Here is a 20,260-nt window from a genome sequence, read left to right as displayed (position 1 = left end):
ACGTCAACCATGGTGAGCTTTGCAGCAGACGTCCACTACGCCTTGCTCGGCCATCGCTCGCCGCGCACCATCGAGTTGAACACCACCGCGATCAGCAGCAGCGACAGCACGCCGACCAGAACCGGAAACAGCAGGAACCCGAACGAAGCGCCGCCGCTTAGCATGATGACCAGCGGATCGGCGCCGGCGGGCGGATGCACGGTGCGCGTGAGCTGCATCAACGCGATCGCCGCGCCGACTCCGAGCGCCATCTGCCACAACCCGCTACCGGCCAGCGCGAAGATCGCGAGACCGACCGTCGATGCGATCAGATGCCCCCACACGAGATTGCGCGGCTGTGCGAACGCGCTGTCGGGCGCGCCGAACAACAACACGCTCGACGCACCGAATGGCGCGATCAACAGCGGCGCATCGAGCAGCTTGCCGAGCAGACCGGTCAAGGCAATCGCCAGCGCGCCGCCAGCGAATCCGCACACCGTCTGCATGACGAACGCACGCGACACGGAGCGCGCCGGGCGCTCCGCGAGTCCGGAAGATGGCTTCATAAAATGGAAGAGGAAAGAAAGAGAGAGGAGCAGGCATGTGCCCGCTCCGTGTGTGTCACTCAAGCGCGATTCACACTCGAATCACACTCGAATCACACCCATCACGCCGTCTTGAATCGCGCCGCTTCTTCGGTACCCTCGGTCGCGTTGCCGGCCGAGTACGAATGCGCACCGACGCCCGCGAGCTGCCCGCCATCGACGACCAGATACTGCTCGCGGATCGTCTTCTTGCCGAACCAGCATTCGAGGATCTCGCGCGTGCCCGCCGCGTAGCGCGCCTGCGCGGACAGCGTCGTGCCCGACGTGTGCGGCGTCATGCCTTGATGCGGCATCGTGCGCCACGGATGGTCGCGCGGCGCGGGCTGCGGGAACCACACGTCGCCTGCATAACCGGCGAGCTGTCCGCTTTCGAGCGCGCGCGCAATCGCTTCGCGATCGCAGATCTTGCCGCGCGCCGTGTTCACGATATACGCGCCGCGCTTCATCTTCGAGATCATCCGCTCGTCGAACAGATGCTCGGTTTCCGGATGCAGCGGGCAGTTGATCGTCACAACGTCGCACACCTTCGCCATCGATTCGACATCCGGATGCCACGTCGCGCCGAGTTCGCGTTCGACGCTTTCCGGCAAGCGATGACGATCCGTGTAATGCAGCTTCACGTCGAACGGTTTCAGACGACGCAGCACGGCGGCACCGATGCGTCCGGCAGCCACCGTACCCACGTGCATGCCTTCGAGGTCGTACGCGCGCTCGACGCAGTCCGCGATGTTCCAGCCGCCCTTGCGCACCCATTCGTGCGACGGCAGATAGTTACGCACGAGCGACAGGATCATCATCATCACGTGCTCGGCGACGCTGATGCTGTTGGAGTACGTGACTTCCGCGACGGTGATCTTGCGTTCGATCGCGGCCTGCAGATCGACGTGATCGGAACCGATGCCCGCGGTCAGCGCGAGCTTCAGCTTCGGCGCCTTCGCGATGCGCTCGGCGGTCAGATACGCCGGCCAGAACGGCTGAGAAATCACGACCTCGGCATCGGCGAGTTCGCGCTCGAACACGGAATTCGGACCATCCTTGTCGGACGTGACGACCAGCGTATGGCCTTGCGATTCGAGGAACGCGCGCAGTCCGAGTTCACCCGACACGCTGCCGAGCATTTCGCCCGGCTTGAAATCGATTGCCTGCGGCGTCGGGGCCGTCTGGCCGTCGTGATAACGGTCGATGGTCGGGATATCGTCGCGCGCATATTTTTTCGGCATGCCGTTGACGGGATCGTCGTACAGAACACAAAGAACCTTGGCCACTTGTCTCACTCCGCTCTGACGCAGTCGCATGCCGGCAGACCCCGCCGACCGGTCGCGCGACTGCGAAGACGACCGGCACGCAAAGTGTCGGCGAGCGTGATGTGGACGGTCCAATCGTTTGAACGGATGCGGTGATAAGCGGTTGTTATCAACGTGGCGATATGGCACGCAGCGAAGAGCGATTACGCGACTGGCAACAGCGCATCGAACTCACGCTGCAGATCAAGCAGCCCAGCCGCACGCCACATCGCCGACGCAAGCGCCGACATCGACGGCTGGTTACGCGCGATCAAACCGATCTCGCGCGTGAGTTCAGGCAGCAACAGCGTCGCGGTCACGCCGTCCTTCGCTTCGAGCGCACTCAGCAGACTATGCGGCAGCACGCTATGCAACCCCGCGTGCTGCACATGCGAGTACAGCACCAGCAGCGAATCCGCTTCGAGCACGACGTCGGGCTGCACGCCGCCGCGCCGGAACGCCGCGTTGATCACCTGACGGTTCTGCATCGTGTTGCCGAGCAGGCAGAACGGCAGCGCACCGACCTCGTCCCAGCGATTCACGCCTGCACACGCACCATCGCGCGACGACGACGGCGACAACAGCACATAGCGCTCGCGATACAGCGGCAGCACTTCGAAGCCGGCCTGCACGCGCTCGTCGAGATAGGTGAAGCCGATGTCGAGTTCGTAGTCGTCGAGTTCGCGCAGGATCGCGTCGGAACTCAACGAACGCAGCGAATAGCGGATCGCCGGATGCGCCGCGCGACACGCGGCGAGCAGCAGACTCACGACCGGCATCGTCGTCGGAATCGCGCCGATCCGCAGCGTCCCGGAGAGACGCACCTGCGCCGCCGACGCATCCTGTCGCATCCGCCCAAGCGCATCGAGCGTCTGCCGCGCCCAGCCGAGCACGCGCTCGCCCTCCTCGGTGAAGCCAAGAAAACGCCGGCCCCGGCGGACGATCACAAGCCCCAGCTCCTCCTCGAGATTGCGGATTGCCGACGACAGCGCCGGCTGCGACACATGACACAGCTCGGCGGCGCGCGCGAAATGCTGCTCGCGCGCAAGCGTCACCAGATAGTCGAGCTGGCGGATGAACATTGACGGGTGCTCCGAAGATGGGCGGGTTCGGCCGGCATGCGAACGTGTGGACGTGCGGATCGCACGGCGGTTTGCCGGTACGCATAGGCACGCGTTATATTCGAACGTATACTACGCTACGCTCGATGCGGCGAACCGCCGGTTGCCGTCGTGCTGGGCGCTGGGGAAAAGAAAGCATGTTCATCGACAAGGGCCGCCGTCAGGCCGGACTGGCGGGCAAGATCACACCGCTGCGGCCGCCCGCCGATCGCCGCCGCGCCGAATCGATCCGCGATGTGGTCGACGCGTTCATGCGTCTGCACGGCAGCGTGTCGCGTTTCGTGGAAACGCTCGCGCGCAGCCGCGGCCTGCCGTTGTCGGTCAGCGCGGCCGCGCCGCAGCCGTTTGCGATGCTGCTGTCCGCGCTGCAAAGCCACGCGGAGCAGGCGGGCTTTCCGCGTCTGCCGGAACTGAATGCGTTCATCGAGCGCGCCGCGCTCGCCGAATCGCTGCGCGACGTGATTTTCCAGTCGCCCGCCGCCGACCAGACCGTCCTCCGCGACGCCGCCGCCGCGCTCGACCGACTGGACGCTGCGCTGATCTCGCTGTGCGTCGGGCAGGTACTCGAACGCCAGGCGCGTGTCGACGCGCTGGCCGCCCACGCCGTCTAACGCTCCCTCCCACGCCGTTTCCCATGCCGTTGCGCCATTGTTCGTGCGCAACCGGTATACTTCGCTTGCATTAATCCACAAATGGACTAATATCAGTTAAGAGTTCAATTCAGGACTAAATCATGTCATCTGCCGCTCGAGCTTCCGCCTCCCGGGAGCCGCATCGCCGGCCAGCCGGGGAACCCACCGTCGCGGAAATGTCGGCGGCGGGCCTACGCGCGTTCTTCAACATTGCCCGCGACTGGGATCTGAGCGCCGACGACCAGATCGTGCTGCTAGGCTCGCCCGGCCGTTCGACGTTCTTCAAATGGAAAGCCACGCCGCAAGCCGCGCGACTCGGCCGCGACACGCTCGAACGGCTGTCGCTGGTACTCGGCATCTATAAGGCGCTGCAGATTCTGCTGCCGCAACCCACCGCCGCCGATTCCTGGGTCAAGCAGCCCAACAGCGCGGCACCGTTCGGCGGCCGCCGCGCGCTCGACCGCATGCTGGCCGGCAACATCAGCGATCTGATCGCGGTGCGCCAGTACCTCGACGCAATGAGAGGCGGCTGGGCGTGACTGAACCGCACTGGCAGGACCGCTGGCGCTCGGCGCCGCTCGCCTGGTCGCCCGCGTATCGCGTGATTCCGACGCGTTTTCCCGCGGTCAACCTGTTCGATCGCGTCGCGTCGCCCGAAGACTTCGATGCGCTCTACGCGCTCGAAGCACTCACCAACGACCACATCCGCACCGAGGTCGGCGATCTCAATCTAGTGCCGCCGGACGAGCGCCGCTTCGGCGAGGGCTCGGGGCCGATCATGGCCGCGCTGACGCATCTGAATCCTGGCGGTAGCCGTTTTTCGGACGGCACGTATGGCGTGTTCTATTGCGCGCGCTCGCGTAACACCGCGATCGCCGAGACGCGCTTTCACACCGGTCAGTTTCTCGCCGCGACTCAACAACCGCCGTTGCGGCAGCAGATGCGTCTCTATACGGTGATCGCGCAGGGCAACGTCGTCGATCTGCGCGACGACCCGTCGCTTGACCCGGGCGTGCTGTCGCCGGTCGACTATCTGCCGGGCCAGACGCTCGGTCGTGCTGCGCGCGAAGCGGGAGCGCCGGGTATCGCGTATCCATCGGTGCGCGATCCTGGCGGCGAATGTCTCGCCGCGTTCCGCACGATGCTGCTACGCGACTGCTATCACGCTGCGTATCTCGAATACAACTGGAACGGCAACGCGGTCGATGTGGTGTTCGAACTGAATCAGGTGGGGTAAGCGCACAGCGCTCAAAACAGCATCAAGGCAACACCAACGCCGCCGCCCCTTCCGCTTGCGCAGCCGCGACGCTCACCGACCACCGATGCGGCTTGCGCGCCTCCACGATGGTCAGCTTGCCGCCCGGCCCGAACGCGCCGGTATCGATGAACACCTGCGCGCCGATCTGCTGCAGTTCGCGCATCGGTGTGTGGCCGCAGTACGTGAGCGAGAGCCCCGCCTGCCGGTACGGATCGCCGTTGCCCATTGCGAGCTGACGGCCCCACAGCAGTTGCTGCCGTTCGTCGTCGGAGAAGCGGGCGGTATCGAGTTCCTCGTCGGAACCGAAGTACTCCGCATGCAGCACGTTGTAGCGCGTGCTGCCGTGGCCGATCACGCGCACCAGCGGCAGCGTGCGCAACTTGCGCGCGTAGTGCTGCAACCGTTCGTCGGGCAGCGCCGCCGCCCACGCGCCGCCGATCCCATACCACCACTGCCGCTTCAGGCGTCCTTCGGCGACCGCGCACAACGCGTCCTCGTGATTGCCGAGCACCGCGTAGAACCATGGCTTGTCGAGCAGCGCGAGCGCGTCTTCCGACTGCGTGCCACGATCGACCAGATCACCGACCGAGAACAACCGGTCGCGTGCAGGATCGAATGCGATTTCGCGCAGCAGATAACGCAGCGCATCGACGCAGCCATGCAGATCGCCGACGACGAAATCGCGACCGGCGGTGTTGGCGTCATGATGCTGGACGACGGGATGGGCAGAGCTGAAGTGCATGGCACCCATGATAGTCCGCTACGCGTTGCGCGTATGCGCGCTGCCTCGCTTTTGTGTGGCCTGCGAGACACACGAACCACACGCGTTCGCGAACCTCAAGCACAACGGCCGATGAAACGACCACGCGCCCGGCAATCGCTACCGGACGCGCGCCGTCCGCACGGTCATTGTTGCTGCGCGCGCAGCTTCGCGATCTGATCGACCGTCACGACCGACTGCGGATTGCCGAACTGCTTCGTCACGTAGTTGGTGATCGCCGCAATCTGATCGTCGGTGAGCTGGTCGCCGAACGACGGCATCAGCACGTCGGCCTGCTTCGTCGTGCGGCTCACGCCGTGCAGGATCACCATCGCGAGATTGTTCGCGTCACTGGCACCGACCACGCTGTTATGAATCAGCGATGGATACGCGCCCGGCGCGCTCGCGCCGACACCTTGCCCGGTCCAGTTATGGCAGGTCGCGCAGTTCGCGACGAACAGTTGCGCGCCGTTCACCGAGTTGATCGTCTGGCCGCGCAGCGCGGTGACGTCGTCGGCGGGCTTGCCCCAGTCGTCGCGCGACCGCGTGACGCCGCCGCTGACCGGCGGCACGGTCCGCAGATAGATCGAGATCGAGCGCAGGTCTTCGTTGCTCAGATACTGCGTGCTGTCGGCGACCACTTCGGCCATCGGTCCCGCTGCGTTCGCGCGGCCCGGTGCCACGCCGGTCGACAGATAGCTGACCAGTTCGTCGTCGCTCCAGTTGCCGATGCCGCCGTTCTTGTCGGGCGTGATGTTGAACGCGTGCCAGCCGGCCTGCGTCGCGCCGGAGAATCGATCGCTCGATTTGAGCCCCTGCATGAAGTTACGCGGCGTATGGCACTCCTCGCAGTGCGCGAGCCCTTCGACCAGATACGCGCCGCGATTCCACTCGGCGCTCTGCTTCGGGTCGGGTACGAAGCGCCCTTCGGTGAAGTTGAACAGATTCCAGAACATCATCGCCCAGCGTTGATTGAACGGGAACTTGAGACTGTTGCGCGGCGGCGTGTAGTGCACCGGCGTGACCGTGTTCAGATACGCGCGGATCGCGAGCACGTCCTGATCGGTGACGCGCGTGTACTCCGCATACGGGAACGCCGGATAAAGCCGCTCGCCGCTCTTGCCGATCCCTTCGTGCATCGCGCGCAAAAATTCCGCGTCGCTCCACTGACCGATGCCGGTGTCCGGATCCGGCGTGATGTTCGGCGTATAGATCGTGCCGAACGGCGTGTTGATCGGCAGGCCGCCGGCGAACGGACGGCTCTTCTCGACGGTATGACACGCGATGCAATCGCCCGCGCGTGCGAGATACTCGCCGCGCTTCACGAGGTCGGGACTGGCCGCGACGGCAACCGGCTGATCCGACGACGCATCCTGCGCGAGCGCCTGGCCGATCGGCGATTCGTCCGGATGCAGCGCCTGCGGATCGTGCCACGCATGCCACGCGAGGTACAACGCGAACAGCGAGAAGATTGCCGCGAACGTCGCGACGCGCATGCGGCGCTTGCCCTGATCTTCCGACCGGGCGCGAGACGTAAATTTCGTCATGATGTCTCTCCGTCGGTCGGGTCAGATTTCGCGCTTCAGTTTGTCGGCCAGCTTCAACGCCAGCGCGGCAATCGTCAGCGTGCAGTTCACCGAAGCGGCGGTCGGCATCACACTGCTGCTCGCGATAAACAGGTTCGAGTGATCGTGCGTGCGGCAATCCGTATCGACGACCGAATCGGCCGCGTCGGCACCCATGATCGTCGTGCCCATGATGTGATTGTTCGGCGCGAACGTATCGTCGAACGTTACTTCTGTGCCGCCGAACAGCCCCGCGATCTGCGCATACAGTTCGTGCGTGTTCGCGGCGCTCTTCTTCACATAGTCGTTGATCGAGTAGTAGATCTCGGGCTGCGGAATGCCGAGCGCGTCCTTGTGATCCGCCGACGGAATGATACGGTTCTGCGGCTCCGCCAGATGCTCGTGGAAGCTGTTGATGTTCAGCGTGCGCGCAGCGCGATCGCGGATCTGCCGGTCGAGTTCGGCGCCTGTCACGCCGTTCTTCAGCAGTGCGGCGGTGACGCTCATCGTGGGCACGCCGTTCGACAGATGCAGCTTCTTCGCCGCGTAGTCGGAGCGGAACGCGCCGTCGCGGAAATTGACGATCGACGTCATCTCCATCGGCCCGCGTCCCGGCCACAGCGGTTCGTTCGCGAGGAAGGTCACGCCGGTGCCCGGATGATCCATCAGATTGCGGCCGACCTGATCGGAACTGTTGCCGATGCCGTGCGGGAATTTATCGGAAGTCGACATCAGCATCAGCTTCGGCGTCTCGATACCGTTCGCGGCGAGCACGAACAGCTTGCCGGTCACGCGTGTGCTGTTGCCGTTCGGATCCTTGTAGTGGACCGCGGTAATGAGCCCTTTGTTGTCGGCCTCGACCTTGTACACGACCGCCTGCGGAATCAATTTCGCGCCGGCCTGCTCCGCTTTCTCCGCGTGCACGACGCCGTTGTACATCGCGGCGATCGGACAGATCGGCATGCAGTTGTTGTTGCCGCAGCAGGTGGGCCGCGCATCGTACGGCCGGCTGTTGCGCGCGACCGGTTCGGGCACGACCTTGAAGCCCTGCGGGTTCAGCGTGTCCATGAAGCGCTGGTCCATGTACGACAGCGGCAACCCGCTCATCGGATACGGCTTCGAGCGCGGCGAGCCGAGATCCACCGATGCATCGGGACCGGACACGCCCAGTTGCACTTCAGCGGCGTAGTACCACGGCTCGAGCGTTTCATACGGATACGGCCAGTCGCGACCCACGCCGTACAGCTTCTTCAGCTGGAAGTCGGACGGCAGCAGGCGCCACGTCGCCGCAGCCCAATGCCACGTCGTCCCGCCGACGAGCCGCACATACTGCGAGTTGTACGGATACTCGCCTTTCTGGATCAGGTAGTTGTTCTCGGGCGAATACTCGGGATGCGGCGCATACGGCGTCGATGGATACGGCGTCGCGAAATCGTTTTTAGCAGGCGAGTTGCGGAAGTTCTCGACGATCTGCCAGCGCGGAATGCGCGGCCCTGCTTCGAGCAGGATCACCGATGCGCCGGCGAGCGCCATCTGATGCGCGACGAGACCGCCTGCCACGCCCGAACCGACTACGACGACGTCGGCGGAATTCGAATTTGCCATTGTTGCCCTCTCTTGCTGGCTTGTTTCTGCTTGCTTTCTGTTTGCTCGATGGATTGCCGTGCTGTCTGGACGACGCGTGCGCTCACACGCTCGCGGGCTTCTGCGTCCAGTAGAACGGCACGTCGCGGCAATACGACGGAATCGTCAGCACGTCTTTCACGGGCTCGAACATCAGCGCGCGCTCGTACGCGACGACCTGCACGTGCGGCATGTCGCCGACGAGGCCGAGGTACCACGCGCGCATGATCGCGCCGACGGTTTTCGCGAGCGCCGGTTGATCGGCTTGCAGTGCCTGCGTGACGGTATCGGAGGGCACGCCGCCGTGGCCCTGCAGCCAGGTGTTGAGGGCGGCGACGTTTTGCGTGAACTGGCTGTCGGCTTTCGACAGCGCTTCGTAGATGCGCTTGCCGAGCACCGGGTCGAAGGCCGGATGGCTGGTGAGACGCTGCGACAGCGCGACGAAGGCGTCGAGGCCGCCGCCTGCGGATGCGTCGGCGGGAGTGGCACCAAACGCGGGAGAAATTCCGAACAACCCGGCCGGCATGCCGAACCGCCCAGCCGCTGCAAAAGCAAGTGCGGCAGCCGACGCGCACGCACCCAGCATCCACGCCCTGCGCCCTGCGGAATGCGTCACCGCAGAGGGGTGCGCATCGTTCTCAGTTACATCTGTCATGGGGGCTCCAGATGATATGTATTGTGTCGGCCGGTGTAGCAGTCGCGGTTCTATCCCGCGAACCCTATTGCCGGCAGTCCGCCCCAAAACCTGGTCTAACGTGCCGCTTCGAGCGGTCTCTTGTGCTTCGGTGTTTCGGATGCTGCTGTATTGCGTCCACCACGCGCGCTACCTATGCCGTATAACCCGTCGATCGCAAGCGTTCGACATCCCAACGAAAGCTGCGCGCAAGGCGGCGTGCGAAAACTATAGCCTCCGCGCGACGATTCGACAAATCACACCGGACCGGCGGGTAGAATCGCCGCAGCGGATTCAATCACGGTTGATCTACTTTCAAGCGCGTCTTTTCACACTCACGCCCATGACTCTCTACCCGCAAGTCCTCCGCAACCGGCCGCGCATGATGATCGGGTTCGCGATCGGTGTCGCCGCGATGCTGCTCCTTCCGTGGTCGCTGCGACCGACCATGCGTGTGCTGATCGCGTGGGACGTCGCAGTATGGACGTATCTCGTCCTCATCTGGTTCCACATGGCCGGCGCGCATCACGACGAGGTGCGCGAGTTCGCGGTCCGCGAGGACGAGAACGCGGGTGTCGTGCTCGTCGTGATCTGCGTCGCGACGGTCGCGAGCCTCGCGGCGATCGTGCTCGAACTTGCGTCGGCGAAAGGCGGCGGCGCGTCGAGCGTGCTGCATTCGCTGCTCACCGGCGTCACGCTGATCGGCGCGTGGTTCCTGATTCCGACGATCTTCACGCTGCACTACGCACGGCTGTATTACAGCTCCGGCGAAGAAACGGCATTGCAGTTTCCGGACAGCAAGCTCGATCCGAACTACTGGGACTTCCTGTACTACTCGTTCACGATCGCGGTCGCATCGCAGACATCGGACGTCGTGCTGCGTTCGCGCTCGATCCGCCGCGCGACGCTCGCGCAGTCGGTGCTGTCGTTTTACTTCAACGTGGCGGTGCTCGGGCTGTGTGTGAATATCGCGGCGGGGTTGCTGGGGTCGTAGGGCAGCCCGGCACCGGCGGCGTCAGCGGTTCGTCTCAGAAATCTCGCGGTTGCCTCTTACCTTGCAGCCACGACACACACGCACAAGCAGAACCACAACCCGACCTCGATGACGCTCCGATGACCGCCGTGTGACCACGCTCCGACACGGCTCGCATCCATCGCTCGCATACCTGCTCACACCTCCGGTAAAACACGCGCCGCGTTAGCGCGTTTTACCTGCAACCCGCATCGCCCGATGCGGAACGCACCGGCCACCCAACCCGTCGAACACCATGACAGGCATCGCCGCACGCGATCGCGACCGCCTCGCTGGCACAACGCTTGCTGCACTGCATTCACGGCCCGGTCGCGACGGCACAAGCGCAGAATGAGGTCGACACCTCGCTCGTCCACGCGATGGTCACGATAAAACGCTGCGACAGAACGCACACGCGCACCGCAGCGTCACGATCTTTGCACTACATTGACCATAGGCGCCCGCGTTTCGACGCACGCCGCGTGTCATCCGGCTCTGGAAGCCCAATGGGCGGCTGTGATCGCACCTAGCGTGCATCCACACCGCAGCAGGACGAACTGGAAACGACCGATGGAAGCTCCACACGCGTATGCGCCGCGGATCTACTTTGTCCACGCTCCTCTCATCGGGCCGCTCGATGCATGGCCCACGCAGTTCGCCCATGCGGCGGCACTCGGCTTCGATCATCTGCTGATCGGCGGGTTGTTCCAGCCGGGACGGGCCGACCATGCGCTCGTCGTCGGCGATCACGCGCGGTTGCATCCGGCGCTCGGCGCGTCCGATGCGCACGCCGCAGACACGCTACGCAAACTCGTCGCACAGGCCAGCGAACACGGCCTGACGCTGCTCGCCGATCTCGCGGTCGATCGCGTCGCCGCCGACGGCGCATTGTTTAACGCGCATCCCGACTGGTTCCATCCATTCGAATCCGAAACCGCGCGGCTCGACCCACGTCATGCGCATCGCGACGACCACGTCGCGTATCTCAATTTTGCGAGCGACGTTGCACCGCTGATCGACTGGTGGTCGCAGACCTTGCTCTCGCTCGCCGACGCGGGCCTCGGCGGCTTTCGTGTCGACTCGCCGCATCGCGTGCCGGCTGCGGCGTGGCGCTCGCTGTGCGCGGCGGTGCGTGCGCGGCATCCGTCGATACGTTTTCTCGCGGCGACGCCGGGACTCGCGCGCGCGGATCTCACCGCGCTTGAAAGCGCAGGCTTCGATGCGGTGTTCTCGTCGGTGCGCTGGTGGGACTATCGCGCGTCATGGATGACCGAAGAGCACGAAGTACTCTCGCGCATCGGTTCGCCGGTTGCGTTCCCCGAAGCGCCGTACGGCGTGCGCCTCGCCGCCGAGTTCGCGAGCGCGCATGACGTGGCGCTCGTCGAGCGCGCGTATCGCCGCGCGCTGGCCATCGCGACATCGACCGGCACCGGCTGGCTGATGCCGATGGGCTTCGAATACGGCGCAACCGAACCGGTTTCGCTAACCGCTTCTACCCATCGCGTTGAATCAGCCCAAGACGCGCGCTTCGATCTATCCGACGCGATCGCCACAGCCAACGCCGTGCAACGCGATACGTGGACGCTCAACACGATCGGCGAACTGCGCACGCTGAGCGGCCCGGGCGCACCGGTCGCGGCGCTGCTGCGCGGCGCGACACGCGACCTGCGCAATGCAGACGAAGCGGTGCTGATCGTCGTCAATCCCGATCTGCACGCGGCAGCACAAGTCGACCCCGCGCGTTTCCTCGACGGCGTACCGGGCAACTTCACGCGCTTTAGCGAACTCGATGCGTCGTCGGGCGATGTGCCGCGCGCGCTGCCCGCGTTCACGCTCGCACCCGGCGCGTGCCGTCTGTTCGCCGCAGTGGCGCAACCGCCCGTGCAACTCGCGCCGCCTGTCGATAAAGGACGCGGCAAGGAGAGCGGCCGCAAGACCGTCGTCGAGGCACTCGACGCGCCGCGTATCGCCATCGAAGACGTCTCGCCCGCCGTCGACGGGGGACGCTTCCCGGTCAAGCGGATCGTCGGCGAGCGTGTCGAGGTTCGCGCGGCGATCTTCGCCGAAGGCCATGACAAGATCGCGGCCGCGGTGATCTGGCGCGCGGCCGGCGAAACCGCGTGGTACGAAGCGCGAATGCTCCCGATGCAACCCGCGGGCACCGACCTGTGGCACGCGCACATTCCGCTCGAACGGCTCGGCCGCCACGAGTTCACGCTGTGCGTATGGCGCGACGATTTCGCGTCGCTCACCGATCACATCCAGAAGAAGCTCAACGCGGGTCAAACGGTAGAACTCGAACTCGACGAAGCCGAGCAGCTGTTCGCACGGGTACTCGCGCATCTCGACACGCTACGCACGGCCAGCTTCAAAGGCCCGCATGCCCGCCCGTTCGCCGAGTTCATCGAGCGCTTCGCAAAAAGCGATACGGCGACGCGGATCGAAATGGTCCAGTCTCCCGAAACCGCACGCGCGATTGCGCAGTCGGGCTACCGCCCGTTCCTCTCCTACGACTCGACCGTCTACAAGATCGACGCCGAACGCGCGGCCGCGCGCTTCGCGAGCTGGTACGAGATCTTTCCGCGCTCGATGAGCGACGACGAGAACCGTCACGGCACGTTCGGCGATGTGATCGCGAAGATGCCGCGCATCCGCGACATGGGTTTCGACGTGCTGTACTTCCCGCCGATCCATCCGATCGGCGTCGCGAACCGCAAAGGCCGCAACAACACGCTGACAGCGCAGCCGGGCGACGTCGGCAGCCCGTATGCGATCGGCGGCGCCGAGGGCGGCCATACCGCCGTGCATCCGCAGCTCGGCACGCTCGACGATTTCCGCGCGATGCTCGCCGCCGCGCACGAACATGGCCTCGAAATCGCGCTCGATTTCGCGATCCAGTGCGCGCCCGATCATCCGTGGCTGAAGGAACATCCGACGTGGTTCGCGTGGCGCCCCGACGGCACGCTGCGCTACGCAGAAAATCCGCCGAAGAAGTATCAGGACATCGTCAATCCCGACTTCTATGCGCACGACGCGAAACCCGCGCTGTGGCTCGCGCTGCGCGACGTGATCCTGTTCTGGATCGACGCGGGCGTGCACATCTTCCGCGTCGACAATCCGCACACCAAGCCGCTGCCGTTCTGGGAATGGATGATCGCCGACATCCGCTCGCGTCATCCCGACACGATCTTTCTGTCCGAAGCGTTCACGCGGCCGCGCTTGATGTATCGGCTCGCGAAGGTCGGTTACTCGCAGTCGTACACGTACTTCACGTGGCGCGAATCGAAGCGCGATTTCACCGAGTACCTGACCGAACTCACGCAGACACCAGTGCGCGAATTCTTCCGGCCGAACTTCTTCGTCAATACGCCGGACATCAACCCGCGTCATCTGCAGTCGTCGGGGCGCGCGGGCTTTCTCATTCGTGCCGCGCTGGCCGCGACGCTGTCGGGACTGTGGGGCGTGTATAGCGGTTTCGAGCTGTGCGAAGCGAGCGCGCTGCCGAACAGCGAGGAATATCTCGACTCCGAGAAGTATCAGTTGCGTGCATGGGACTGGCATCGGCCGGGCAACATCGTCGCGGAGATCGCGGCGCTGAACCGCATCCGTCGCGCGAACCCCGCGCTGCATTCGCATCTCGGCATCACGTTCCTGCCGGCGCACAACGACCACATCCTGTTCTTCGAGAAAGCTACCGACGCACGCGACAACGTGATCGTCGTCGCGATCAATCTCGATCCGTTCAACGAACAGGGCGCGGACGTCGAGCTGTCGCGGGCCACGTTCGACCGCTGGCATCTGCACGATCACGCGGCACTCGAAGTGACCGACGAAATGAGCGGCGCACGCTTCGAGTGGCACGGCCGCTGGCAGCACGTGCGGCTCGATCCGGGCGCGCGGCCGTTCGCGATCTGGCGCATTGCGCCGGTCGGCGGCCTGCCGCCCGGCGAACCAGTCGACGAAGACACCGACGCGCGCGCCGATGCGGCGCCCTTCGACCATCCGAACGAGGGTGAATAAATGGCAAACGAGTCACACGAAACACCCGAAACGCACGACGAGGACGTCCGCGCTCACGACGATGAACACGCATCGACGTCGTCGCATCGCGCGCATCCGGACGACGCGTCCGCGCACGGCGCAAAACCGCGCACCGGCCGTCGCAGCAAACCGTCGCTGCTCGGCGACGATCCGCTCTGGTACAAGGACGCGATCATCTATCAGGTTCACATCAAGTCTTTCTTCGATGCGAACAACGACGGTATCGGCGATTTCCCCGGCCTGCTCGCGAAGCTCGATTACATCGCCGAACTCGGCGTCAACGTAATCTGGCTGCTGCCGTTCTATCCGTCGCCGCGCCGCGACGACGGCTACGACATCGCCGACTATCGCGGCGTGCATCCGGACTACGGCCAGCTCTCCGACGTGCGCCATTTCATCCAGGAAGCGCACGCGCGCGGCATCCGCGTGATCACCGAACTCGTCATCAATCACACGTCGGATCAGCACCCGTGGTTCCAGCGCGCGCGTCGCGCGAAGCCCGGCTCGAATCATCGCAACTACTACGTGTGGTCCGACACGGACAAGAAGTATCAGGACACGCGCATCATCTTCATCGACAGCGAGCCGTCGAACTGGACGCACGACCCGGTCGCGGGCGCGTACTACTGGCATCGCTTCTATTCGCACCAGCCGGATCTGAACTTCGACAACCCGTCGGTGCTGCGCGAAGTGCTGCAGGTGATGCGCTTCTGGCTCGACATGGGTATCGACGGGCTGCGGCTCGACGCGGTGCCGTACCTCGTCGAACGCGAAGGCACGAACAACGAGAATCTGCCGGAAACGCACGCGATCCTGAAGAAAATCCGCGCGACGATCGACGCCGAGTACCCGAACCGGATGCTGCTCGCCGAAGCGAACCAGTGGCCGGAAGACGTGCAGGAATACTTCGGCAACGAAGACGAATGCCACATGGCGTTCCACTTCCCGCTGATGCCGCGCATCTACATGGCGATCGCGAGCGAGGACCGCTTCCCGATCATCGACATCATGAAGCAGACGCCGGACTTGCTGCCGAGTTGTCAGTGGGCGATCTTCCTGCGCAATCACGACGAACTGACGCTGGAGATGGTCACCGATTCCGAGCGCGACTATCTGTGGAACACCTATGCGAGCGACCGTCGCGCGCGGCTGAATCTCGGCATTCGTCGCCGTCTCGCGCCGTTGATGGAACGCGACCGCCGCCGCATCGAGTTGATCAATTCGCTGCTGCTGTCGATGCCCGGCACGCCGGTGATCTACTACGGCGACGAACTCGGCATGGGCGACAACATCCATCTCGGCGATCGCGACGGCGTGCGCACGCCGATGCAATGGTCGTCGGATCGGAACGGCGGTTTCTCGCGCGCCGATCCCGAGCAACTCGTGCTGCCGCCGGTGATGGGTTCGCTGTACGGCTTCGACGCGGTGAACGTCGAAGCGCAGAGCCGCGATCCGCATTCGCTGCTGAACTGGACGCGCCGCATGCTCGCGACGCGTCGCGCGAAGCATTCGTTCGGACGCGGCAGCATCCGCTTCCTGCGGCCGGACAATCGCAAGATTCTCGCGTACCTGCGCGAAATGCCCGGCGAGCCGCCGATTCTGTGCGTCGCGAATCTGTCGCGCGCGCCGCAGGCAGTCGAACTCGATCTGTCGGAATTCGCGGGCTCGGTGCCGATCGAGATGACCGCCGATTCCGTGTTTCCGCCGATCGGCCAGCTCACCTATCTGCTGACGTTCCCGCCGTACGGCTTCCTGTGGTTCCTGCTGTGCGAAGGCGGCGCGCGACCGACGTGGAGCCAGCCGGCGTCCGAACCGCTGCCCGAGTTCGTCACGATCGTGATCCGCGAAGGCCAGGCCGGACCGACGCCGGAAAATGTCCGGTTGCTCGAATCCGAAGTGCTGCCGTCGTGGCTGAAACGGCGTCGCTGGTTCGCATCGAAGGATCAGAAACTGAACGCGGTGCGCCTCGCCGCGCTGACGACGATCCCGAACGGCGGCTTCGCGTTCACCGAGATCGAAGCCGATGTCGGCGATCACACCGAGCGCTACGTGGTGCCGATCGCGATCTCGTGGGGCGCCGACACGACCACACCGCTCTTCATGCAGCTCGCGCTGGCACGCGTGCGCCGCAACCGCAACATCGGTCACCTGACGGATGCGTTCTCGCTGCCGCTGTTCGCGCACGGCGTGCTGCGCAAGCTGCGCGAACGCGCGGTCGTGCCGACCGTGCAGAAGAGCGAGATCCGCTTCGTACCGACCGGCCGTTTCGACGAACTCGAACTCGGCGAGCAGCCGGAAATCCGCTGGCTCGCGGCGGAGCAAAGCAACAGCTCGCTCGTGATCGAGGATGCTGTCGTGCTGAAGCTGGTGCGGCGTCTGCTCGACGGCGTGCATCCGGAAGCCGAAATGAGCCGCTATCTGACGCAGTTGGGCTACGCGAACACCGCGCCGCTGTATGGCGAAGTGGTGCGTGTCGATCCGGCCGGCGTGCCGCACACGCTCGCGATCCTGCAAGGCTTCATCGACAACCAGGGCGACGCGTGGAACTGGGCGCTCGATACGCTGCGCCGCTCGATCGACGAACTCGCGCTCGCAGTCGAATCGACCAACGGCGACATCGAACGTGCTCGCGCGAACGAGGAAGAAGCGATCGAAGGCTATGCGGCGCTCGCCGGTACGATCGGCAAGCGCCTGGGCGAACTGCACGTCGCGCTCGCATCGCCGTCCGACGATCCCGCGTTCGCCCCCGAACCCGCCGACGCGAAGCAGATCCGCGCATGGATCGACGGCACGCAGACGATGCTCGCCGCGTCGCTCGACGTGCTCGCGCGACAACTCGACCAGTTGAGCGGCGACACACTCGATCTCGCGCGCAGCGTGCTAGGCCGGCGCGCGCTGTTGACCGAAGCCGTCGAGCATCTGGTCACGCCCGATGCGGTTGCGCTGCGCACGCGGATTCATGGCGACTTCCATTTAGGTCAGGTGCTCGTTGCGCAAGGCGACGCGTTCCTGATCGACTTCGAAGGCGAGCCTGCGCGTTCGCTCGAAGAACGTCGTCTCAAGTCGAGTCCGCTGCGCGACGTCGCGGGGCTGTTGCGCTCGCTGTCGTATGCAAGCGCCGCCGCGCAATCGACCACCGAGAACGCTCCGCAGCAGACCGCCGATCGCAAGCGCGCGCTGTTCGAGCGCTTCCGTGTCGGCGCGGCCGAACGTTTTCTCGACGAGTATCGAAGTGCGGCCGCAGCCGCGTCGCAACCGCTCGTCGCCGAGAACAGCGAACAGGCGCTGCTCGATCTGTTCCTGATCGAGAAGGCCGCGTATGAAATCCGCTATGAAGCGGCTAACCGGCCGACGTGGCTCGGCCTGCCGGTGCGCGGCCTTGCAGCGCTCGCAAGCAGACTGCTAGGCGACACGGGCGCACCGCCCTCCGACACAACCGGCACAGAAGACGACCATGACTGAGTACGCTGCCGACAACAACGCAGGCCTGCATCCGCTCGAAATCGACGCGCTCGTCGAAGCGCGTCATCCCGATCCGTTCTCGCTGCTCGGGCCGCATCGCACGGACGCGGGTGTCGTCGTGCGCGTGCTGCTGCCGAACGCGTCGCATGTCGCGGTCGTCGCGCGCGCGGACGGCAAGCTGCTCGGCAACCTGTCACAGATTCATCCGGCCGGTCTGTTCGCCGGCCCGATCACTGACGACGTACCGTATCGCCTGAAAATCGACTGGCATGGCACGTCGCAGGAAATCGAGGACACGTACGCGTTTCCGCCGGCACTGCCCGACGAGCCGCTGATCCGTGTCGCACACGGCGACCCATACGCGGTACTCGAATGCCTCGGCTCGCGGCCGACGATCGTCGACGGCGTGCCCGGCGTGCGCTTCGCTGTGTGGGCACCGAACGCGCGGCGCGTGTCGGTGGTCGGCGACTTCAATGCATGGGACGGCCGGCGCCATCCGATGCGTATCCGTCACGAAGCCGGCGTGTGGGAGCTGTTCGTCCCGCGTCTCGAAGCGGGTGCGCGCTACAAGTACGAGATCGTCGCGCGCGACGGTCACACGCTGCCGTTGAAAGCGGACCCCTGCGCGATGCAGACCGAGCGGCCGCCCGCGACCGCCTCGGTCGTCGCGGATGTCGAAGCGGTCGAACGCTTCGCGTGGAGCGACGCCGAGTGGATGCATTCGCGCGGCGACCGTCACACCGAACGCCAGCCGCTGTCGATCTACGAAGTCCACCCCGAATCGTGGCTGCGCATCGACGAAGAAGGCCGCCGCAATCTGAGCTGGGACGAACTCGCCGACCGGCTGATTCCGTACGTGAAGGAAATGGGCTTCACGCACGTCGAATTCCTGCCGATCGCCGAGCATCCGTTCGGCGGCTCGTGGGGTTATCAGCCGTTGGGGCAGTTCGCGCCGTCCGCGCGTTTCGGCACGCCGCAGCAGTTCGCCGCGTTCGTCGACCGTGCGCATGCGGCGGGGCTCGGCGTGATTCTCGACTGGGTGCCCGCGCATTTTCCGAACGACGCGCATGGGTTGATCGAATTCGACGGCACGCCGCTGTACGAGCATGCGGATCCGCGCGAAGGCTATCACCAGGACTGGAACACGATGATCTACAACCTCGGCCGCAACGAGGTCAGCGCGTTCCTGATCGCGTCGGCGCTCGCGTGGCTGATGCGCTATCACGTCGACGGGCTGCGCGTCGATGCGGTCGCGTCGATGCTGTACCGCGACTATTCGCGCGCGGCCGGCGAGTGGGTGCCGAACATCTATGGCGGCCGCGAAAATCTCGAATCGATTGCGTTCCTGAAGCGCCTGAATCACGAAGTCGCGTACGTGCCGGATGCGCGCGGCGCCGTGATGATCGCGGAGGAATCGACTGCATGGCCTGGCGTTACTGCGCGCGTCGAGGACGGCGGGCTCGGCTTCCACTTCAAGTGGAACATGGGCTGGATGCACGACACGCTGCACTACATGCACGAAGACGCGATCCATCGCCGCTACCACCATCACAACATGACGTTCGGGATGGTTTACGCGTACTCCGAGCGCTTCGTGCTGCCGCTGTCGCACGACGAGGTCGTCCACGGCAAAGGCTCGCTACTCGGCAAGATGCCCGGCGACCGTTGGCAACGCTTCGCGAACCTGCGCGCGTACTTCGGTTTCATGTGGACGCATCCCGGCAAGAAGCTGCTGTTCATGGGCGGCGAATTCGGCCAGATGGCGGAGTTCGATCACGACGGTTCGCCGCACTGGCATCTGCTCGACGATCCGCTGCATCACGGCGCGCAGCGTCTCGTGCGCGACCTGAACCGGCTGTACGCGGAAGAGCCTGCGCTGCATGCGCTCGACAGCGAGCCCGGCGGGTTCGAATGGCTGATCGGCGACGACAGCGACAACAGCGTGTTCGCGTTCCGTCGTGTGGACGGCAATGGACGCGAAGTCGTCGTGATCTGCAATTTCACGCCGGTGCCACGCCACGGCTACCGGCTCGGGATGCCGCGCGCGGGTCGCTGGGTCGAGGTGCTGAATACGGATGCGGGGCTGTATGGCGGATCGAATGTCGGCAACGGCGGCCTGATCCATACCGAGGACATCGCGAGTCATGGCAAGCCGCAATCCGCGGCGCTGATTTTGCCGCCGCTCGCGACGATCGTGCTGCGCGCGGATTGACCGGCGCCTGTTCGATAGCAAACGCGGCAGATCC

Annotated in this window: 14 protein-coding genes; 7 read left to right on the top strand and 7 right to left on the bottom strand. The window is 64.9% G+C overall.

Going from position 1 to position 20,260, the window contains the following annotated elements:
* Nucleotides 1–35 precede the first annotated feature (35 nt).
* The 3 genes from E1748_RS08730 to E1748_RS08720 form a co-directional block, all read right to left on the bottom strand.
* On the bottom strand, nt 36–545 hold the full coding sequence (locus tag E1748_RS08730) for an HPP family protein (RefSeq protein WP_133646689.1): 510 nt from the start codon (nt 543–545) through the stop codon (nt 36–38).
* 101 nt (nt 546–646) lie between these two features.
* Nucleotides 647–1,849, bottom strand: coding sequence for an NAD-dependent formate dehydrogenase (locus tag E1748_RS08725; RefSeq protein ID WP_166653521.1), 1,203 nt, complete (start codon nt 1,847–1,849; stop codon nt 647–649).
* A 182-nt stretch (nt 1,850–2,031) separates the two neighbouring features.
* Complete coding sequence (locus E1748_RS08720) at nt 2,032–2,949, bottom strand: LysR family transcriptional regulator (protein ID WP_133646687.1); 918 nt, start codon at nt 2,947–2,949, stop codon at nt 2,032–2,034.
* 176 nt (nt 2,950–3,125) lie between these two features.
* Here E1748_RS08720 and E1748_RS08715 point away from each other — a divergent pair, with 176 nt between their 5' ends.
* The 3 genes from E1748_RS08715 (at nt 3,126) to E1748_RS08705 (ending at nt 4,857) form a co-directional block, all read left to right on the top strand.
* Nucleotides 3,126–3,599 (top strand): hypothetical protein, encoded by a 474-nt coding sequence (locus tag E1748_RS08715; RefSeq protein ID WP_133646686.1) that lies wholly within the window; start codon nt 3,126–3,128, stop codon nt 3,597–3,599.
* 122 nt (nt 3,600–3,721) lie between these two features.
* On the top strand, nt 3,722–4,159 hold the full coding sequence (locus tag E1748_RS08710; RefSeq protein ID WP_240766416.1) for an MbcA/ParS/Xre antitoxin family protein: 438 nt from the start codon (nt 3,722–3,724) through the stop codon (nt 4,157–4,159).
* Nucleotides 4,156–4,857: an RES family NAD+ phosphorylase gene (locus tag E1748_RS08705; protein ID WP_133646685.1), complete on the top strand. Its 702-nt coding sequence runs from the start codon at nt 4,156–4,158 to the stop codon at nt 4,855–4,857. The genes E1748_RS08710 and E1748_RS08705 overlap by 4 nt, the downstream gene beginning before the upstream one ends.
* 22 nt (nt 4,858–4,879) lie before the next feature.
* On the opposite strand, the gene E1748_RS08700 is transcribed toward E1748_RS08705, so the two are convergent.
* The 4 genes from E1748_RS08700 to E1748_RS08685 form a co-directional block, all read right to left on the bottom strand.
* Nucleotides 4,880–5,620, bottom strand: coding sequence for a metallophosphoesterase (locus E1748_RS08700; RefSeq protein ID WP_133647308.1), 741 nt, complete (start codon nt 5,618–5,620; stop codon nt 4,880–4,882).
* A 164-nt stretch (nt 5,621–5,784) separates the two neighbouring features.
* A complete protein-coding gene (locus tag E1748_RS08695) occupies nt 5,785–7,185 on the bottom strand; it encodes a cytochrome c (RefSeq protein ID WP_133646684.1) in 1,401 nt (466 codons plus the stop codon).
* 21 nt (nt 7,186–7,206) lie between these two features.
* Nucleotides 7,207–8,808, bottom strand: a complete 1,602-nt coding sequence (locus tag E1748_RS08690) for a GMC family oxidoreductase (protein WP_133646683.1) — start codon at nt 8,806–8,808, stop codon at nt 7,207–7,209.
* An 82-nt stretch (nt 8,809–8,890) separates the two neighbouring features.
* Nucleotides 8,891–9,481 carry a sugar dehydrogenase complex small subunit gene (locus E1748_RS08685; RefSeq protein ID WP_133646682.1) on the bottom strand — a complete coding sequence of 197 codons (591 nt, stop codon included), beginning with the start codon at nt 9,479–9,481 and terminating at the stop codon, nt 8,891–8,893.
* A gap of 361 nt (nt 9,482–9,842) precedes the next feature.
* Here E1748_RS08685 and E1748_RS08680 point away from each other — a divergent pair, with 361 nt between their 5' ends.
* The 4 genes from E1748_RS08680 (at nt 9,843) to glgB (ending at nt 20,226) form a co-directional block, all read left to right on the top strand.
* Complete coding sequence (locus E1748_RS08680) at nt 9,843–10,493, top strand: DUF1345 domain-containing protein (protein ID WP_133646681.1); 651 nt, start codon at nt 9,843–9,845, stop codon at nt 10,491–10,493.
* Nucleotides 10,494–11,081: 588 nt separating this feature from the next.
* Nucleotides 11,082–14,531, top strand: a complete 3,450-nt coding sequence (locus tag E1748_RS08675; RefSeq protein WP_133646680.1) for a maltotransferase domain-containing protein — start codon at nt 11,082–11,084, stop codon at nt 14,529–14,531.
* Nucleotides 14,532–18,014 carry a maltose alpha-D-glucosyltransferase gene (gene treS, locus E1748_RS08670; protein ID WP_133646679.1) on the top strand — a complete coding sequence of 1,161 codons (3,483 nt, stop codon included), beginning with the start codon at nt 14,532–14,534 and terminating at the stop codon, nt 18,012–18,014.
* Complete coding sequence (glgB, locus tag E1748_RS08665; RefSeq protein WP_133646678.1) at nt 18,007–20,226, top strand: 1,4-alpha-glucan branching protein GlgB; 2,220 nt, start codon at nt 18,007–18,009, stop codon at nt 20,224–20,226. The genes treS and glgB overlap by 8 nt, the downstream gene beginning before the upstream one ends.
* Nucleotides 20,227–20,260 lie beyond the last annotated feature (34 nt).

Source organism: Paraburkholderia flava, from assembly GCF_004359985.1.
Classification (GTDB): domain Bacteria; phylum Pseudomonadota; class Gammaproteobacteria; order Burkholderiales; family Burkholderiaceae; genus Paraburkholderia; species Paraburkholderia flava.
This window is presented reverse-complemented; position numbering and strand designations above follow the sequence as displayed.

Coding starts and splice junctions, on each gene's coding strand:
- treS (WP_133646679.1), top strand. CDS start 14,532: ATGGCAAACGAGTCACACGAAACACCCGAAACGCACGACGAGGACGTC.
- E1748_RS08680 (WP_133646681.1), top strand. CDS start 9,843: ATGACTCTCTACCCGCAAGTCCTCCGCAACCGGCCGCGCATGATGATC.
- E1748_RS08695 (WP_133646684.1), bottom strand. CDS start 7,185: ATGACGAAATTTACGTCTCGCGCCCGGTCGGAAGATCAGGGCAAGCGC.
- E1748_RS08690 (WP_133646683.1), bottom strand. CDS start 8,808: ATGGCAAATTCGAATTCCGCCGACGTCGTCGTAGTCGGTTCGGGCGTG.
- glgB (WP_133646678.1), top strand. CDS start 18,007: ATGACTGAGTACGCTGCCGACAACAACGCAGGCCTGCATCCGCTCGAA.
- E1748_RS08675 (WP_133646680.1), top strand. CDS start 11,082: ATGGAAGCTCCACACGCGTATGCGCCGCGGATCTACTTTGTCCACGCT.
- E1748_RS08700 (WP_133647308.1), bottom strand. CDS start 5,620: ATGCACTTCAGCTCTGCCCATCCCGTCGTCCAGCATCATGACGCCAAC.
- E1748_RS08730 (WP_133646689.1), bottom strand. CDS start 545: ATGAAGCCATCTTCCGGACTCGCGGAGCGCCCGGCGCGCTCCGTGTCG.
- E1748_RS08720 (WP_133646687.1), bottom strand. CDS start 2,949: ATGTTCATCCGCCAGCTCGACTATCTGGTGACGCTTGCGCGCGAGCAG.
- E1748_RS08715 (WP_133646686.1), top strand. CDS start 3,126: ATGTTCATCGACAAGGGCCGCCGTCAGGCCGGACTGGCGGGCAAGATC.
- E1748_RS08685 (WP_133646682.1), bottom strand. CDS start 9,481: ATGACAGATGTAACTGAGAACGATGCGCACCCCTCTGCGGTGACGCAT.
- E1748_RS08710 (WP_240766416.1), top strand. CDS start 3,722: ATGTCATCTGCCGCTCGAGCTTCCGCCTCCCGGGAGCCGCATCGCCGG.